Source organism: Variovorax sp. 10N432 (assembly GCF_056394465.1).
This window is the reverse complement of record NZ_JBFTHX010000002.1, coordinates 336,512-351,627: the sequence shown is the minus strand read 5'-3', so window position 1 is coordinate 351,627 and position 15,116 is coordinate 336,512. Positions and strand designations below refer to the sequence as shown.

The 15,116-nt window shown below is 71.3% G+C and carries 16 protein-coding genes; 7 read left to right on the top strand and 9 right to left on the bottom strand.

All coding sequences use genetic code 11. From position 1 onward, the window contains the following. Nucleotides 1-57 precede the first annotated feature (57 nt). Nucleotides 58-1,290, top strand: coding sequence for an esterase/lipase family protein (locus AC1DF3_RS03965; protein ID WP_478138890.1), 1,233 nt, complete (start codon nucleotides 58-60; stop codon nucleotides 1,288-1,290). A gap of 3 nt (nucleotides 1,291-1,293) precedes the next feature. Here the strand turns inward: AC1DF3_RS03965 and AC1DF3_RS03960 are convergent, their stop codons facing one another. Together AC1DF3_RS03960 and AC1DF3_RS03955 are read right to left on the bottom strand one after the other, a co-directional pair. Next, nucleotides 1,294-1,941, bottom strand: coding sequence for a dihydrofolate reductase family protein (locus AC1DF3_RS03960; RefSeq protein ID WP_478138889.1), 648 nt, complete (start codon nucleotides 1,939-1,941; stop codon nucleotides 1,294-1,296). A gap of 17 nt (nucleotides 1,942-1,958) precedes the next feature. Then, a complete protein-coding gene (locus tag AC1DF3_RS03955) occupies nucleotides 1,959-2,537 on the bottom strand; it encodes a putative pterin-binding protein (protein ID WP_478138888.1) in 579 nt (192 codons plus the stop codon). A gap of 60 nt (nucleotides 2,538-2,597) precedes the next feature. Here AC1DF3_RS03955 and AC1DF3_RS03950 point away from each other — a divergent pair, with 60 nt between their 5' ends. The 4 genes from AC1DF3_RS03950 to AC1DF3_RS03935 are packed head-to-tail and all read left to right on the top strand — an operon-like array spanning nucleotide 2,598 to nucleotide 5,965. Beyond that, nucleotides 2,598-3,818, top strand: a complete 1,221-nt coding sequence (locus tag AC1DF3_RS03950; protein ID WP_478138887.1) for a helix-turn-helix domain-containing protein — start codon at nucleotides 2,598-2,600, stop codon at nucleotides 3,816-3,818. 48 nt (nucleotides 3,819-3,866) lie between these two features. Next, complete coding sequence (locus AC1DF3_RS03945; RefSeq protein ID WP_478138886.1) at nucleotides 3,867-4,562, top strand: Vgb family protein; 696 nt, start codon at nucleotides 3,867-3,869, stop codon at nucleotides 4,560-4,562. Between the two features lie 17 nt (nucleotides 4,563-4,579). After that, nucleotides 4,580-5,347 (top strand): DUF899 domain-containing protein, encoded by a 768-nt coding sequence (locus AC1DF3_RS03940; RefSeq protein WP_478138885.1) that lies wholly within the window; start codon nucleotides 4,580-4,582, stop codon nucleotides 5,345-5,347. A 15-nt stretch (nucleotides 5,348-5,362) separates the two neighbouring features. After that, nucleotides 5,363-5,965 (top strand): hypothetical protein, encoded by a 603-nt coding sequence (locus AC1DF3_RS03935; RefSeq protein ID WP_478138884.1) that lies wholly within the window; start codon nucleotides 5,363-5,365, stop codon nucleotides 5,963-5,965. Here AC1DF3_RS03935 and AC1DF3_RS03930 read toward each other — a convergent pair. From AC1DF3_RS03930 to AC1DF3_RS03915, 4 genes are all read right to left on the bottom strand, one after another. Beyond that, on the bottom strand, nucleotides 5,928-6,584 hold the full coding sequence (locus AC1DF3_RS03930) for a peroxiredoxin (RefSeq protein ID WP_286521800.1): 657 nt from the start codon (nucleotides 6,582-6,584) through the stop codon (nucleotides 5,928-5,930). The genes AC1DF3_RS03935 and AC1DF3_RS03930 overlap by 38 nt on opposite strands. 106 nt (nucleotides 6,585-6,690) lie before the next feature. After that, on the bottom strand, nucleotides 6,691-7,482 hold the full coding sequence (locus AC1DF3_RS03925; RefSeq protein ID WP_478138883.1) for a hydroxyacylglutathione hydrolase: 792 nt from the start codon (nucleotides 7,480-7,482) through the stop codon (nucleotides 6,691-6,693). Between the two features lie 101 nt (nucleotides 7,483-7,583). Further along, the gene (locus AC1DF3_RS03920; protein ID WP_478138882.1) at nucleotides 7,584-9,944 is read right to left on the bottom strand and encodes a phosphocholine-specific phospholipase C; all 2,361 of its coding nucleotides are present in this window, start codon (nucleotides 9,942-9,944) and stop codon (nucleotides 7,584-7,586) included. A 35-nt stretch (nucleotides 9,945-9,979) separates the two neighbouring features. Continuing rightward, a complete protein-coding gene (locus AC1DF3_RS03915; RefSeq protein ID WP_478138881.1) occupies nucleotides 9,980-10,183 on the bottom strand; it encodes a hypothetical protein in 204 nt (67 codons plus the stop codon). A gap of 323 nt (nucleotides 10,184-10,506) precedes the next feature. On the opposite strand from AC1DF3_RS03915, the gene AC1DF3_RS03910 reads away from it, so the two are divergent. Further along, entirely contained in the window at nucleotides 10,507-11,562 is a 1,056-nt protein-coding gene (locus AC1DF3_RS03910; protein WP_478138880.1) for a GNAT family N-acetyltransferase, read from the top strand. Here AC1DF3_RS03910 and AC1DF3_RS03905 read toward each other — a convergent pair. The 3 genes from AC1DF3_RS03905 to AC1DF3_RS03895 are packed head-to-tail and all read right to left on the bottom strand — an operon-like array spanning nucleotide 11,559 to nucleotide 14,091. After that, a complete protein-coding gene (locus tag AC1DF3_RS03905) occupies nucleotides 11,559-12,443 on the bottom strand; it encodes an NAD(P)-dependent oxidoreductase (RefSeq protein ID WP_478138879.1) in 885 nt (294 codons plus the stop codon). The two genes, AC1DF3_RS03910 and AC1DF3_RS03905, sit on opposite strands and share 4 nt — an antisense overlap. Beyond that, nucleotides 12,444-13,142, bottom strand: coding sequence for an SDR family NAD(P)-dependent oxidoreductase (locus AC1DF3_RS03900; RefSeq protein WP_301813271.1), 699 nt, complete (start codon nucleotides 13,140-13,142; stop codon nucleotides 12,444-12,446). Then, the gene (locus AC1DF3_RS03895; protein WP_286508460.1) at nucleotides 13,132-14,091 is read right to left on the bottom strand and encodes a Bug family tripartite tricarboxylate transporter substrate binding protein; all 960 of its coding nucleotides are present in this window, start codon (nucleotides 14,089-14,091) and stop codon (nucleotides 13,132-13,134) included. Before AC1DF3_RS03895 ends, AC1DF3_RS03900 begins: the two co-directional genes overlap by 11 nt. 128 nt (nucleotides 14,092-14,219) lie before the next feature. On the opposite strand from AC1DF3_RS03895, the gene AC1DF3_RS03890 reads away from it, so the two are divergent. Continuing rightward, nucleotides 14,220-15,116, top strand: a complete 897-nt coding sequence (locus tag AC1DF3_RS03890) for a LysR family transcriptional regulator (protein WP_478138878.1) — start codon at nucleotides 14,220-14,222, stop codon at nucleotides 15,114-15,116.

The window sequence follows — 15,116 nt, the reverse complement described above, 5'->3', positions numbered from 1 at the left end:
ACTCCGACACCGATGCGTCTGGCTCGCGCGCTCCTTCTCCCGATGGCGTTTTGCGCGATGTCCAGCGGCTGCGCGCTGCTGCAGGCCGACAGTCACATGAAGCGGCTCGGCGAAGCGATGTACTTCACCGGCATCGTCGAGACCGAGAAAGAGGCCCGGGGCCCCATCGTCGTCGTGCTGTACAAGCTCGACAACCCGCCCGAGCCGGTGTTTATCGACGTCGTTCCGCGCACCCGGGGCGTCTACCACCTGGCGGCCCCGCCGGGCAGCTACGGCATCCTCGCGTTCGAGGACGTCAACCGCGACCTGGCCTACGAAGCCGGCGAGCCCGCCACTCTCTACGAGGGCGCCGCCCTCCCCCTGAGCGCGGTCGACGAGCCCCCCACCGCCGCGACCGGCCTGGGCCGCATCAAGATTGCATCCAAGCCGCCCGACGTCGCCCTGCCGGCCATCTTCGGCGATGCCTACGCCGCGCTGACCCGGCGGCGCAACGAAGAACTCGGCGCCCCCGCCGTCATCGACGAGGGGCGGTTCGCCCCGGCGCGGGTGCGCGAGGGCATGTTCCAGCCCCTGCGCTTCCTCGAGGAGGGTCGTGCGGGCCTCTTCATGCTCGAGCCCTTCGACCCGAAGCGCGTGCCGGTGATCTTCGTGCACGGCATCGGCGGGTCGCCGCGCGACTGGGAATACGTCATCGAGCATCTCGACCGCACGCGCTTCCAGCCCTGGGTCTTCTTCTACCCGTCGGGCGTTTCCATCGGGCTGTCGACGCTGCTGCTCAACAACGCGGTCGACGAGCTGCACTATCGGTACGCGTTCCCGACCAGCATCGTGGTCGCCCACAGCATGGGCGGCGTGGTGGCGCGCGGCACCTTGAACGTCATCCAGCGCGAGGGCCGCACGCCGCCGGTGCACCACGTGGTGACGATCTCCACGCCGTGGGAGGGCCACGCGGCGGCGCGCTGGGCGGACATCGGACCGACGCGCGTGCCCGGATCGTGGCTCGACATGGCGCCCGACTCCCCGTACCTGCGCGAATTGGCGGTGGTGCCGCGGCCGGCCGACATCCGCTACACGCTCTTCTTCGGCTACAGCGGCCGCTCCCGCTTCGTCTCCGGCAACAACGACGGCGTGGTGTCGATGCAAAGCATGCTGGGCGGCGAGATGCAGTCGCGGGCCGATTTCGTCTACGGCTTCGACGAGGACCACAGCTCGATCCTGCAGTCGCAAGCGCTGGTCGACATGCTCATGCAGCGCATGCGGCAAGAGCTCGACCGCCTGCCTCGCCAATGAGCCTCAGCGCCGGCGCAGGAACACGTGCGTCGCGCGTTCGCCGGCGATGCTCTCGGCGACCTCATAGCCCAGGGCCGGCAGGTCGAGCCCCTGGAACAGCGCCTCGCCGGCGCCGAGCAGCACCGGCCGGACGGCCAGGTGCAGTTCGTCGAGCAGACCGGCGGCCAGGTACTGCCGCACGGTCGACACGCCGCCGCCGACGCGGACATCCAGGCCGCCCGCGGCCGCCCTGGCCTGCTCGAGCGCGGCGTGGATGCCTTCGGTGACGAAGCGGAACTCGGTGCCACCGGCCATCGCCAGCGGCGCGCGCGGATGGTGCGTGAGCACGAACACCGGCGTGTGGTACGGGGGCTCGTCGCCCCACCAGCCCTTCCAGCTGTCGTCCGGCCACGGGCCGCGCACCGGCCCGAACATGTTGCGCCCGAGGATCCAGGCGCCGATGCCCTCGAAGCCCTGCTCGGCCATGCGGTTGTCGATGCCGGTCTCGCCGCCGGCCTGGCCGCCCTGCATGGTCTGCCACAGGCGCGTGGGGAAGAACCACTCCATCAGCTCGGGGCCGCGCAGCCCGAGCGGATGCTGGAGATCCTGGCTCGGTCCGGCGCCGTAGCCGTCGAGGGACACCGCGAAACTGCGGACGCAAAGCTTGGCCATGGGATGTTTCCTCGGGTTCAGGCGCGCGAGACCTCGATGCTGTAGAGGCCCCAGGGGCACAGGGCAAAGCGCTCCTTGAGCGGCTTGTCCTTGAAGGCGGCCAGCGTGTCGGCCTCGTAGATGGCCCATTGCGGGCCCAGCCCGCCCAGGGCGAGCGGCTTGCCGTCCATCTCGGTGGCCACGATCATGCGCCAGCTGCGCGCGTCGGCCAGGCGCAGCGGCACCACGTAGCCGTCGACCGCCCGCAGGCCCAGCATCACGTCGCCGCTGACGCCCGCGGCCTCCAGCACGCTGGCCAGCAGCGGCCCGGCGAGCGCATGCAGCCTGGCGTCGTATTCGAGCGTGGCCTTGATGCCGACCGCCGGCAGGCGGCCCAGCGCCTCGGCGTCCAGCACATAGGCCCGGTCGAACTTGACGCCGTGCTTGACCATCAGCTGGTCGAGCGCCGGATCGACCGGCCCCCGGTTGGTCTTGCCGACCATTCCGCTGACGGTCAGCAGGCCCGGGCCGCCTCGCGCCGGCTCCGCCGCCGACACGCCGGCCACGGGCCAAAGCCCGGCGAGCGCCGCGCTGCCCAGGAAATGTCGTTTGTCCATCGGACGATTGTGAAGCGATGCGCCTGCCGCCGTCCACCACGATCGCGGTAGCCTGTCGCCATGGATTCCCTGATTTCCGCTTCGGCGCGGGCGCTCGCCGCCGGCGATGCGCTCGGTGCCCTCAAGCGGATCGCGCTGCGCGACGACCCGCCCGCGCTGGCACTGCGCGGCATCGCCATGGCCCAGCTCGGCGAGCACCCGCGGGCGCGCGAGCTGCTCCGGCTGGCGGCCCGCGGCTTCGGCGCCCACGAAGCGCTGGCGCGGGCCCGCTGCGTGGTCGCCGAGGCCGAAGTGGCGCTGGCGATGCGGGACCTCGGCGGCTCGACGCGCGCGCTGGCGGCGGCGGCGGCCACGCTCGACGCGCATGCCGACCCCGCCAACGCCCTGCAGGCGCGGCTGATCGCGGCGCGCCGGATGCTGCTGCTCGGCCGCCTCGACGAAGCGACGGCGGCACTGGCCCAGCTGGATGCCCAGGGCCTGCCGGCGTCGCTGGCGGCCGTGGCCGAGCTGGCCATCGCCGAGCTGGCGCTGCGCTCGCTGCGCATCGGCCCGGCGCAGGCGGCGCTGGCGCGCGCCCACGAGGCGGCCGGCCGCGCGCGCGTGCCGGCACTGCTGGCCGAGGTGGCGGAGGCGCGGGCGGCGCTCGAACATCCGGCCGCCCGGCGCCTTTCCCGCGACGGCGAAGAGGCGCTGCGCCTCGGCGAGGTCGCGGCCTTGCTGGCCTCCGGCGCGCTGGTGATCGATGCCTGCCGCCACGGACTGCGCACCCGCGACGCCTGGCTGCCGCTGGCGCGCCGGCCGGTGCTGTTCGCGCTGGCGCGCACGCTCGCCGAAGCCTGGCCCGACGCCGCCGATCGGGAAGCCCTGATCGCGGATGCGTTCCGCACCCGCCACCCCGACGAGACGCACCGGGCTCGGCTGCGGGTCGAGATCGGGCGCCTGCGGGCACTGGTCGCGGCGCTGGCGCAGATCGAGGCCACCCCGCGCGGTTTCGTCCTGAAGCCGCGCGACCAGCGCCCGGCCGTCGTGCTGGCGCCGCCCATCGATGGCGACCAGGCCTCGCTGCTGGCGCTGCTGTCCGACGGCGCGGCCTGGTCGACCTCGGCCCTGGCGCTGGCGCTCGGGGCCAGCCAGCGCACCGTCCAGCGCGCCTTGGCCGAGCTGGAGGCCGAAGGCCGTGTGCGCTCGATCGGGCAGGCCCGGGCGCGGCGCTGGCTGTCGCCGCCGCTGGCGGGTTTCACGACGATCTTGTTACTCCCCAGCGCGCTCCCGATTGAATAGAGTCGGCCCAAGGCCCCGGTTCGAGGCCCTTCACAAGGAGCCAGAGCGATGACCCGCCAGACAGGCAACGACAGTCCCCAGGCCACGGTGCAAGCGGCCGAGATCGTGCGCGAGTACGGCCCGTTCCCCGGTGCCGACAAGGTGAACGGCGTCACCCACGACGGCCGCCACGTGTGGGCCGCCACCGGCGCCCGGCTGGTCGCCTTCGACCCCGCCAGCGGCGAACCCGCGCGCACGCTGGACCACGCCTGCGATGCCGGCACCGCCTTCGACGGCACCTACCTCTACCAGATCGCCGAGTCGCGGATCGACAAGATCGACCCGGCCACCGGCGAGGTGGTGGCGTCGATCCCGGCCCCCGGCCATGGCTACGACTCGGGGCTCACGTGGGCCGAGGGCAGCCTGTGGGTAGGGCAGTACCGCGATCGCAAGATCCACCAGATCGACCCGGCGACCGGCGCGGTCAAGCGCACCATCGAGTCGAACCGCTTCGTCACCGGCGTGACCTGGGTCGACGGCGAGCTCTGGCACGCCACCTGGGAAGGCGACGAGAGCGAACTGCGCCGCATCCACCCGCAGAGCGGCGCCGTGCTCGAGCGGCTCGAGATGCCGCACGGCGTCGGCATCAGCGGGCTCGAGTCCGACGGTGCGGATCTCTTCTATTGCGGCGGCGGCAACAGCGGCAAGGTCCGCGCCGTGCGCCGCCCGGCGTCCATGCGCAAGGCCGGGACGGCCGCCAACTGAACCCCCAGGAGCACACCATGAACACCGCCGCCGCCGAGATCAGCACCACCCACCATCCCGTCGTGTCGAGGGACCGATGGCTCGCCGAGCGCAAGCTGCTGCTGGCGCGCGAGAAGGAAATCACCCGGCTGCGCGATCAGCTCGCCCGCGAGCGCCGCGCGCTGCCCTGGGTACGCATCCAGAAGGACTACGCCTTCGACACGCCCGAGGGCCGGCGCACGCTGGCCGAGCTGTTCGAAGGCCGCCGGCAGCTGCTGGTTCAGCACTTCATGCTCGGCCCGGGCTGGGCCGAGGGCTGCCCGAGCTGCTCGTACATGGCCGACCACCTCGACGGCATGCAGGTGCACCTGATGCAGCGCGACGTCACGCTGCGGGTGGTGTCGCGGGCACCGCTGGCCGAGATCGAGCGCTTCCGCGCCCGCATGGGCTGGCGATTCCAGTGGGTGTCTTCGCACGGCAGCGACTTCAACCGCGACTTCGGCGTCTCGTTCACGCAGGAAGAGATCGCCAGCGGCAAGGTCCGCTACAACTACGTGACGCAGGCCTTTCCGGCCGAGGAGGCACCCGGCATCAGCGTGTTCTACAAGGACGACGCGGACCAGGTCTTCCACACCTACTCGACCTACGGGCGCGGGGTGGAAGTGATGATGGGGACCTACGACCTGCTGGACCTCACGCCCAAGGGCCGCGACGAACACAACCCGGGCCACACCATGGACTGGGTGCGCCACCACGACCGCTACGAAACTGCCGCGGCCGGCTCGTGCTGCGGGTCGCACCCTTGAACAGGCGAGCGGATCATGGCAAGCCTCTGGCCATGGCTGGCGATCGCCGGCATCGGCGCGCTGCACGGCCTGAACCCGGCCAACGGCTGGATGCTCGCGGCCGCCTGGGGCCTGCGTTCGCATGACCGGACGCAGGCGCTGCGGGCCCTGCTGCCGATCGCGGCCGGTCACGCCGCATCGGTCGCACTGGTGGCCGCGGCGGTGGCGTTCGGCCTGTCGCTAGACCGCCAGCTGCTGCAGGCCCTGGCGGGCGGCGCGCTGGTGCTGGTCGCGGGCCTTCGGCTCTGGCGCCGCCGGCCCGCCCGGGCCTGGGCGCCGACCGGACATGCCGGGCTGGCGCTGTGGTCGTTCATGATGTCCACCGCCCATGGCGCCGGCCTGATGCTGGTCCCGGCGCTGATGCCGCTGTGCATCGGCGCCGCGCCAGGCAGTGGCAGTGGCACCGGCGCGACCGGGCCGCTGGCGCTGGCCCTGGCCGCCGTCGGCGTCCACGGCGCCGCGATGCTGGCCGTCACCGGTCTGCTGGCCAGCGGGGCCTGCCGCGGCTACGACACCGCGGCCGGCTGGCTTCGGCCGCTCTTCAACCGGGTTGCTTGGTGGTGCGCAGGTAGGGCTTGATGGTCTTGAAGCCGGGGAAGGCCTTCTCGGCCTCTTCGTTCGTGACCGCGGTCGTGATGATCACGTCCTCGCCGTTCTTCCAGTTGACCGGCGTCGCCACCCTGTGCTTGACGGTCAGCTGCATCGAGTCGAGCACGCGCAGGATCTCGTCGAAGTTGCGGCCGGTGGTCATCGGGTAGGTCAGCATCAGCTTGATCTTCTTGTCCGGCCCGATGATGAACACCGAGCGCACCGTGGCGTTGGTGGCGGCCGTCCGGCCATCGGAGGTGCCCGGCTCCTCGGCCGGCAGCATGTTGTAGAGCTTGGCCACCGCCAGGTCGGTGTCGCCGATCATCGGGTACTTGACGACCGCGCCCTGGGTCTCCTCGATGTCCGCGACCCACTTGCCATGGCTGTCGACCGGATCGACCGACAGGCCGATGAGCTTGCAGTTGCGCTTGGTGAACTCCGGCTCGATCTTGGCCATGTAGCCCAGCTCGGTGGTGCACACCGGCGTGAAATCCTTGGGATGCGAGAACAGGATCGCCCAGCTGTCGCCGATCCACTCGTGGAAGTCGATGCTGCCTTGCGTGGTGAGGGCCGTGAAGTTGGGGGCGGTGTCGTTGATGCGAAGGGACATGGCTGGCTCCAGTGGTTCGGGTGCGGAAAGGGGACCGAATCGAAGCATAGCGCGACGGCGGACGGCGGGAAACCCGTCCCTTGCACGCGCGCGGGCCTGAGCCAGGTCACCAGCTGTTGCGCAATTCGCGCAGCTTGGTGAACACCGTCTTCGGGTCCGGCTGGTCGGGCAGATCGGGGAAGGCCTCGCGCAGCGCAGCGATGACGCTCGGGCTGCTCAGGCGCAGGAAGGTGTTGATCTGCTTTTCTTCCTGCAGCGTCGTGACCCGGGCCGTCGCCGGGTCCTGCGCGGCCACCTGCGGCAGCAGCGCCTGGGCGGCCGCGTTGTCGGGCTCGCGCGCGAGCGTGAAACGCAGGTTGTTCTCGATGTAGTCGTGGCCGGGGTAGACGCGCGTGTCGGCGGGAAGCCTGGCGAGTTGGTCGACGAAGCTGGCGTACAAGTCCTCGACGTTGCCGCCGTTGTGGCAGTTGCCCGCACCGGCGTTGAACAGCGTGTCGCCCGAGAACAGGGCCGGGCTGTCGGTATGGGAGCGCAGGCAGATGTGGCACATGGTGTGGCCGGGCGTGTCGAGGCATTCGAGCTCGACGGTCCGGCCGACCTTGATCACGTCGCCGGCCTTGACGCCGCGGTCCACGCCGGCGATGCGCGAGCCCGACTGGTGGTGCGCGATCAGCTTGGCCCCGGTCGCCGCGACCACGGCCGCATTGCCGCCGGTGTGGTCGTGGTGCTCGTGCGTGTTGAGGATCTGCGTGATCTCCCAGCCCTTGTCCTTGGCGGCCGCCAGGCATTTCTGGTGGTCCAGCGGATCGATGGCCAGGGCCTCGCCGCTCTCCGGGCAGACGATGAGGTAGTTGTAGTTGCGGTAGGCGTTGCCGGTCCAGATGCGCTCGACGATCATGGGGATGCTCCAGGCTGTCAAAGAGATACGAGGCGGGAGCATACGTCGGGCGCCTGGACGCTGCGGGCGAAGGGGCAAGCCCCTCGCCCGCCCTCGCTCGCTCAGAAGCGGTCCGCCAGCCCCATCGCCGGATCGCTGACCGAATGCCGGCCGGTCTCCAGCCGGCCGGCCAGGCGGCGGTAGAAGGCGGGGTCGGCATCGCAGGTCACGACGAAGTCGTACCACTGGCCGCTGGCGTCCAGGCTCCAGCGCATGCGGGTGTCGTCGCCGCCCTTGACCCGGACGCTCCAAGAGCCGTCCTTGTTGCCGTTGTAGCGGCCGCGCTCGTCGCGGTCGTCGTTGCCATGGCCGTGGTCGTCGTGGCGGTCCTTGCCGCCGCCCTCGAAGGCCTCGGGGCGCGCATAGAGCTTGTTGGACTGCACGGTGAAGCGGCAATCGCGGCGGCCGTCGTTGCGCAGCTGCAGGTAGAGGTCGCCCTGGCGCCGCTCGTAGCCCACGCGGATCTCCGGCAGCGCCACGCCGCCGGCGCGCAGCCGGTTCAGGTCGCCCTTGAAGTGGCGGTGGAAGCCGTTCGGCCCCAGCACCCAGAGGTCGTACAGGCCGGCGTCGTCGGTCATCGACGCCCAGTCGCCGGCCAGCTGCTTGCCGGGCTCGACCACGTAGCGGCGCGGCAGCCGGTCCGACAGGTGCAGCTTGTCGTAGACGTGGAACACCGCCGCGGCCCGGCCGCTGTTGGCGAACAACAGCTGCACGCGGCCGTTGAGCGCGTCGGTGCGCGCGCTGGCGTGCAGCTCGTAGGGCAGCGCCCGCGAGGGCCGCACGCCGGTGGCCTGCACCGGCAGCGCGGCGTCGGCGGTCGGGGTGATCTTCGGCAGCGCCTGCTGCGCGGCGGTCAGCGCGTCGGCGTCGCCCTTGGTCGTGTGCCCGGCCAGGGTCGGCAGCGGCTCGTTGTTGGGGCGCTCGAAGTTGAAGGCGCTGGTGAGGTCGCTGCAGACGGCGCGGCGGTACTTGCTGATCTGCGGCTCGACCACGCCGAAGCACTTCTCGAGGAACATCAGCGTCGACGTGTGGTCGCAGACCTGCGAGTTGACCCAGCCGCCGCGGCTCCAGGGCGAGACCACCCACATCGGCACCCGCGGGCCGGGGCCGTAGGGCCGGCCGTCGACCGCGGGCTGGCTGGTGGTGGCGGGTGCGAAGTCGTGGTATTCGACCGCCACGTCGGCATCGGCCAGCGTGCAGGCGCCGGCCAGCGTGCCGTCGGCATTGCGCGAGGGCACGGCCGGCGAGGGCAGGTGATCGAAGAAGCCGTCGTTCTCGTCGAAGTTGACCAGCAGCACGGTCTTGCTCCAGACCTCCGGGTTGGAGGTCAGCGCATCCAGCACCTCCTGCACGTACCAGCCGCCCTTGGCCGGGCTCGACGGCCCGGGGTGCTCGCTGTAGGCCGATGGCGAGATGATCCACGACACCGCCGGCAGGGTGCCGTTCCTGATGTCCTCGCGGAAGGTCTCCAGGAAGCCTTGCGGCATGGTGTTGCCGAAGCCCTTGGCCAGCGGGCTGAGCGCATCGTCGACCGACGCGTCGTAGAGCGGGCCGGCGGCATCGACCGGCTGCGTGATGTCGGTGGCCGCCACGTAGACCGGGCGCCGCGCCGGCGGCATCTGCTCGATGGCGGCGCGCCAATGGCGGAAGCCCATCATCTCGTTGCAGCCGTAGTTGTCGATCAGGCTCTGGTAGACCTTCCACTTGACGCCGGCCTTCTCGAGCCGGTCGGCATAGGTGGTCCAGGTCCAGCCCTGGGTCGACGGGCCGATGTCGTTGCCGCCGTTGAACTGGTTGTTCAGCGCCGCCACCTGGACCTTGCTGCCGTCGACCGGGCTGATGCCGTTCGGGCCGTTGGTGCCGCTCCAGTAGAACAGGCGGTTCGCGATGGTGCCCGTGTGCATGCCGCAGTGGTAGTGGTCGCACAGCGTGAAGGCTTCGGCCAGAGCCCGCTGGAACGGGACTTCGGCGCTGTCGTAGTAGCCCATCGACAGCAGGTTCTTGGCATCCGGCCACTTGTACATGCGGCCGTGGTCCCACGCCGCCTGCGAATCGGCCCAGGTGTGGGGCGTGCTGCCGGCGCGCTGCGCGTTGCCCTTGCTCTCGTCGAGCCGGTAGGGCACGTAGGTGCTGGGCGGCGTGGTCTTGGTATAGCTTTGGTGGAACACGTTCTTGCCGTTGGGCGCCGGGACCGCCATGCGGTCGCCATAGCCGCGCACCCCCCTGAAGGTGCCGAAATAGCTGTCGAAGGAACGGTTCTCCTGCATCAGCAGGACCACGTGCTTGACGTCCTTGATGGTGCCGGTGTCGTGATGGGCGGGGATGGCCAGCGCACGGCGGATGCTGGGCGGAAAGGCGGCCAGCGTGGCGGCGGCGATGCCGGTGGTGGCGGAACTCTGGAGGAAGTTGCGGCGTGAGGTCATGTCAGGGCGAGTGTCGGGGAATATCGAGCGGGGGGTCAGGGGGCGTAGCTGACGCTGGGCTGGCTGCTGGCGTCGGCGGCCGTCGACGCGGTGTCGGTCGTGGTCTTGGCGGCGGTGCCGGCCGCGGCGGCCGACGTGCCGGTGCCCGCGGCGCCGCTGCTGCCGCCGCCGCAGGCGGTCAGGGCGCAGGCCAGGGTCGACAGCGCAGCCAGTGCGCGAAAGGTGGGCCATGGGTACATAGGGGAACACTCCGTGTCTTGGAATCGTGGGGCGTTCAGCAGGCTAGGCGAGCGCCGTGACGTCGCGATGAAGCGACGATGACATCGCGCTGCGCGGACTAAGATCGGCGCCTCTTTCAACCACCGACCGGAGGTCACCATGGAAAGCCACATCGCCCCATCCATTGCGCTCACCCGGTCCGTCGCGTCCCACCTGGCTGGCTGAAGCTGGCGGCCCTGCGCCGCTCCACTGCCTCGCCGCCTCGAACCGCCTGAGTCCCAGCTGCCGCTGCCGGCACGTGCCGGCAGCGGCCCTGTCGTCTTTAGAAATCAAGGCAAGCCCCATGTTTGACAACGAGAGAGATTCGATCGCGGTCCACTACTTCGATCCCGAGGCCGCTTCACCCGAGGACTGGGCGAAGCTGCATTCATTCCGCCGCGCCCGCCATGCCGAAGACCTTCCCGGCGAGCCGGTGCTGCCCGACGCCGACTTCGAGCGCGAGTTGCGCCTGCATCGCCCGCTCGGCGAGTCGCGCCGCTTCATCGCCACCCGGCAGGGCGAATTCGTCGGCAACCTGATCCTGATGTTTCGCCGCGACGGCTCGCCCGGCTGCGAGGACTTCGCGGCCCACGTGGACGCGGCCGGCGGCGTGCTGCGTGGCTGTCGACGCCAAGGCATCGGCAGGGCGCTGGCCAGGACACTGCTCGCGTTCATGCAGGCGCAGGGCCGGACGACCGCCACCTTCAAGGTGCACCTGCCCGATGGCAACGCGTTCATGGCGGCACTCGGCGCCGTCGGCAAGTACCACAGTGCCGAGAACCGCCTGCGGCTCGATGCACTCGATTGGCCGTCGCTCGCGGGCTGGCGCGAGGCGGTGCCGCTGGCCGCCGACGGACTGCGCTGGGAGGTGCACGCGGGGCGGGTGCCGATGGCGCGGCTGGGCCAGTTGATGGCGCCCTTCTCGGCGCTGATCAACGAGCAGCCGCTCGGCGCGCTGGACGTGCCCCGCATGCGCTACGAGCTGCCGGGCTACGTGACCTGGTACGAGGACATGGACCGCCGGGGCGGCGAGCACTTCCTGGTGCTGTTGTGCCAAGGCGAGGAAGTGGCCGCGATGTGCGATGCGAGCTGGGACGCGCGCTTTCCGGAACGCGTCTACCAGCAGCTCACCGCCGTGGCCAGGCCCTGGCGCGGGCGTGGCCTGGCCAAGGCGGTGAAGGCCGCCATGCTGGAGCTCGTCCACACGCGGCACCCCGGCGTTCGAACGATGATCACCCACAACGCGCACGCCAACGCGCCCATGCTGTCGATCAACGAGCGGCTGGGCTTCGCGCGGCATCGCGACGACCGCACCTACCAGCTCGACCGCGCGGTGCTGGCGTCGGCCCTGGCGCGCTAGGGTCGCGGCGTGCGCCCGCGCAGCCGCAGCAGGATCGCCGCGTTGTCGAGTTCGCCCTCGCCCTGCGCCACGGCCTCCTCCAGCAGCTGCGCGTGGACACGCGAGAACGGCAGCTCCAGCGCCGCGGCACCGGCGCTGTCGAGCATCAACCGCACGTCCTTCAGGTGCTGGCGGATGCGCGAACGCGGCGCGAAGTCGCCTTCGACCATCAGCGGTCCCTTGATCCTGGCCGCCTCGGAACTCGCCGGGCTGGCCAGCACCAGTTCGAGGAACCGGCGGGGGTCGAGGCCCAGGCTCTGCGCGAAGGCCAGGCCCTCGGCGAAGACCGCGCGGTTGAGTCCCAGCACGAGGTTGGTGGCCAGCTTGGCCTTGGCGCCCATGCCGGGCGCACCGACATGGATCCAGCGGCTGGCGAGCGCCGACAGCACGGGCGCCGCCCGCGCCACGCTGGCGTCATCGGCGCCGACGAGGGCCGTCGCTTCGCCCTCACCGATCTGCTGGCTCGAGCCCGAGAGCGGCGCCTCGACCAGGTCGATGCCGCGCGCATGCAGCCGGCGCCCCAGCGCCACCAGCTGGTCCGGCGAGCCGGTGGAACAGTCGATCACCAGGCCGACCCGGCTGCCGGGCCCCAGCAGCCCCGGCTCGCCTTCGAGCACCTGGAGCGCGCCGTGGGTGTCGAACACGGCGAGCACCACGGTGTCGACCGAGCGGCCCAGCGCCGGCAGCGAGCCGGCGCCCTCCCCGCCCGCGTCCTCGAAGGCCTGCACCGCCTCCGGCCGCAGGTCATGGCCCAGCGTGCGCCAGCCGGCTGCGCGCAGGCGCAGGCCCAGGGCCTGGCCGACCAGGCCGAGGCCGACGATGCCGATGGTGGCGGGCTGCATCTAGGCCTCCAGGGATGCGCCGCCGCAGACCTGGATGTCCTGCCCCGTGATCGCCGCGGCGAGCGGCGAGAGCAGGAAGGCCACCAGCGCCGCGACCTCCTCGGGCCGGATCAGCCGCCCCATGGGCGTCAGCCGGGGCTGCGACGACTGGCGCCGCGGGTCCTGCAGCATGGCGGTCTCGGTGGCCGCCGGCGAGACCACGTTGACCGTGACGCCCGCGGCTGCGACCTCCGCCGCCCAGCTGCGCGCCAGCGAAACCAGGGCCGCCTTGGTGGCCGCGTACTGGCTGCGGCCGGCGATGCCGCGCGCCACCCGGCTGCCCACCAGCACCACCCGCCCGCCGCCGGCGCCCACCATCCGGGGCACCAGCCGGTCGGCCAGGCGGGCGGCGGCGTCCACGTGCAGCCGCCACATCTGCTCGCCCGCGGCGCCGTCGAGCTGGCCGAGCCGGCCGACGCGCAGCACGCCGGCCGCGTGCACCAAGGCCTGCACCGGGCCCTGCGCATGCAGAGCGGCTTCGGTCGCGGCGGCGTCGCACAGGTCCAGCTCGACCGAACGGAAGCGGCGATCCTCGATCTGCGCCGGCGCGCGGTCGAGGCCGGTCACCGACCAGCCCTCGGCCAGCAGCGCACGGCTGATGGCCAGGCCGATGCCCGAGCTGCTGCCGCTCACCAGTGCCCGCCGTTCCTCACTCGACACGGATCTGTCCTTCGGTGATGATCTTCTGCGACTTGGCCATGTCGGCCGCCTGGAAGCGGGCGAAGTCCTCCACCGAGCCCGGCGTGAAGACCAGCCCCTGCTGCGTGAAGCGCTCGCGCAGTTCCGAGGCCAGCGCCTTGTTCACTTCGGCGTTGAGCCGCTTCACGATCTCGGGCGGCGTCTTGGCCGGCGCCCAGAAACCGTACCAGCTGTAGAACTCGAAGCCCGGCAGGCTCTCGGCCACGGTCGGCACCTCCGGCAGGCTGGCGGCGCGCTTGTCCGAGGTCACGGCGATCACCCGCAGCATGCCCGAGCGGTGGTATTGCAGCGAGCCGAGGATCGGGTCGATGAAGCCGCCGATCTGGCCCCCGATCAGGTCCTGGAAGGCCGGCGCCGTGCCCTTGTAGGGCACCACCAGGTAGTCGATGCCGGCCGAGCGCTTCAACAGCTCGGTGGCCAGGTGCCCGGCCGATCCGATCGAGCCGACGGCGAAGGTCATCTTGCCGGGATTGGCCTTGGCATAGGCTTGCAGCGAGGCGATGTCGGTCACCGGCAGGCTCTTGCTGATCGCCACCGACAGCGGCGCCTTGGCGACCAGCGCCACCGGCGCGAAGTCCTGCGTCACCGCATACGGCACCGACTTCATGGTCATGGGGGCGGTCACGAAGGTGGAGGCGTTGAACAGCAGCGTGTGGCCGTCCGCCGCCGCCTTGGCGACCTGGTCGGCACCGATCACGCCGTTGCCGCCCGCCCTGTTCTCGATCACGAAGGGCTGGCCGAGCTGGTCCTGCAGCTTCTGCGCCACCGCGCGGCCCAGGGTGTCGAGGGTGCCGCCGGGCGGGAACGGAATGATCACCCGCACCGGGTGCGAGGGATAGGTCTGGGCCGACGCCGACCAGGCGCAAAGGCCCAGCACGACGGCGCCGAGCAGGCGGGTGGCGATCTTCATCCTGTTGTCTCCTGTTGGGTCGGCGCGTCCCGCGGAAGGCGCGCCGTGGCCCTAATCTAGGAATGCGGGGCAATCAGGTCAAATAATGTTTTCTGACATTGCCATCAATCCAACTGATACCGTAGCGCATGGACCATCGACAGATCCAGTACTTCGTCTGCCTCTACGAGGAGGGCTCGGTGACCCGGGCCGCCCAGCGGCTGCATATCGTGCAGCCAGCGCTGAGCATGCAGATCGCGAAGCTCGAGGAGGAGCTCGGCCGCCAGCTGTTCGTGCGCGGCAGCAAGGGCATGACGCCGACCGAGCACGCCACCCACATGTACGCGCTGTTCCTGCCCGTGCTGGCGGATTTCGAGCGGGCGCGGGCCCAGCTGCTCGCGACCAGCAGCGAACTGGCCGGGCACGCGCGCATCGGCCTGCCGGCCAGCATCGCGCAGGACATCCTGGCACCGGCGCTGCTCGCGTTCTCGTCCCGGCACCCGCAGGTGCGCGTCTCGGTGACCGAGGCCTACACCGAGGCGCTGGTGCAGGGCGTGGCCGCGGGCCAGCTCGACGCCGCGATCGTCAACAAGCCGCGGCGGCTGATGCTGAAGGCGCAGCCGGTGCTGCGCGAGGGCCTGGTGCTGGTCACCGCGACCTCGCACCGGCCGCTGCCGGCCCAGGTCGGCTTTCGCCAGGCCGTGAAGATGCCGCTGGTGCTGCCGACGCGCCAGCACGGCCTGCGGGCGATCGTCGAGAGCGCCTGCGAGGCCGCCGGCCTGCAGCTGCACTGCGCATGGGAGGTCGATTCGCTGGGCGCGATCATGCAGCTGGTGCAGCAGCGGCCCGAACTCGCCTCGCTGCTGCCGCGCACCGCCGTGCGCAGCCGGCTGGCGGAGTGCAGCCTGCGGGCGCACCGGGTGGTCGGCCCGGCGCTGGCGCGCGAACTGGTCTGCGTCTCGCATCCGACGCGGCCGGTCGCGCCGCCGGCGGCCGCCTTTCTCGAGGTGCTGATCGGGCAGATCCGCGAGAGCGGCGGGCGCTGA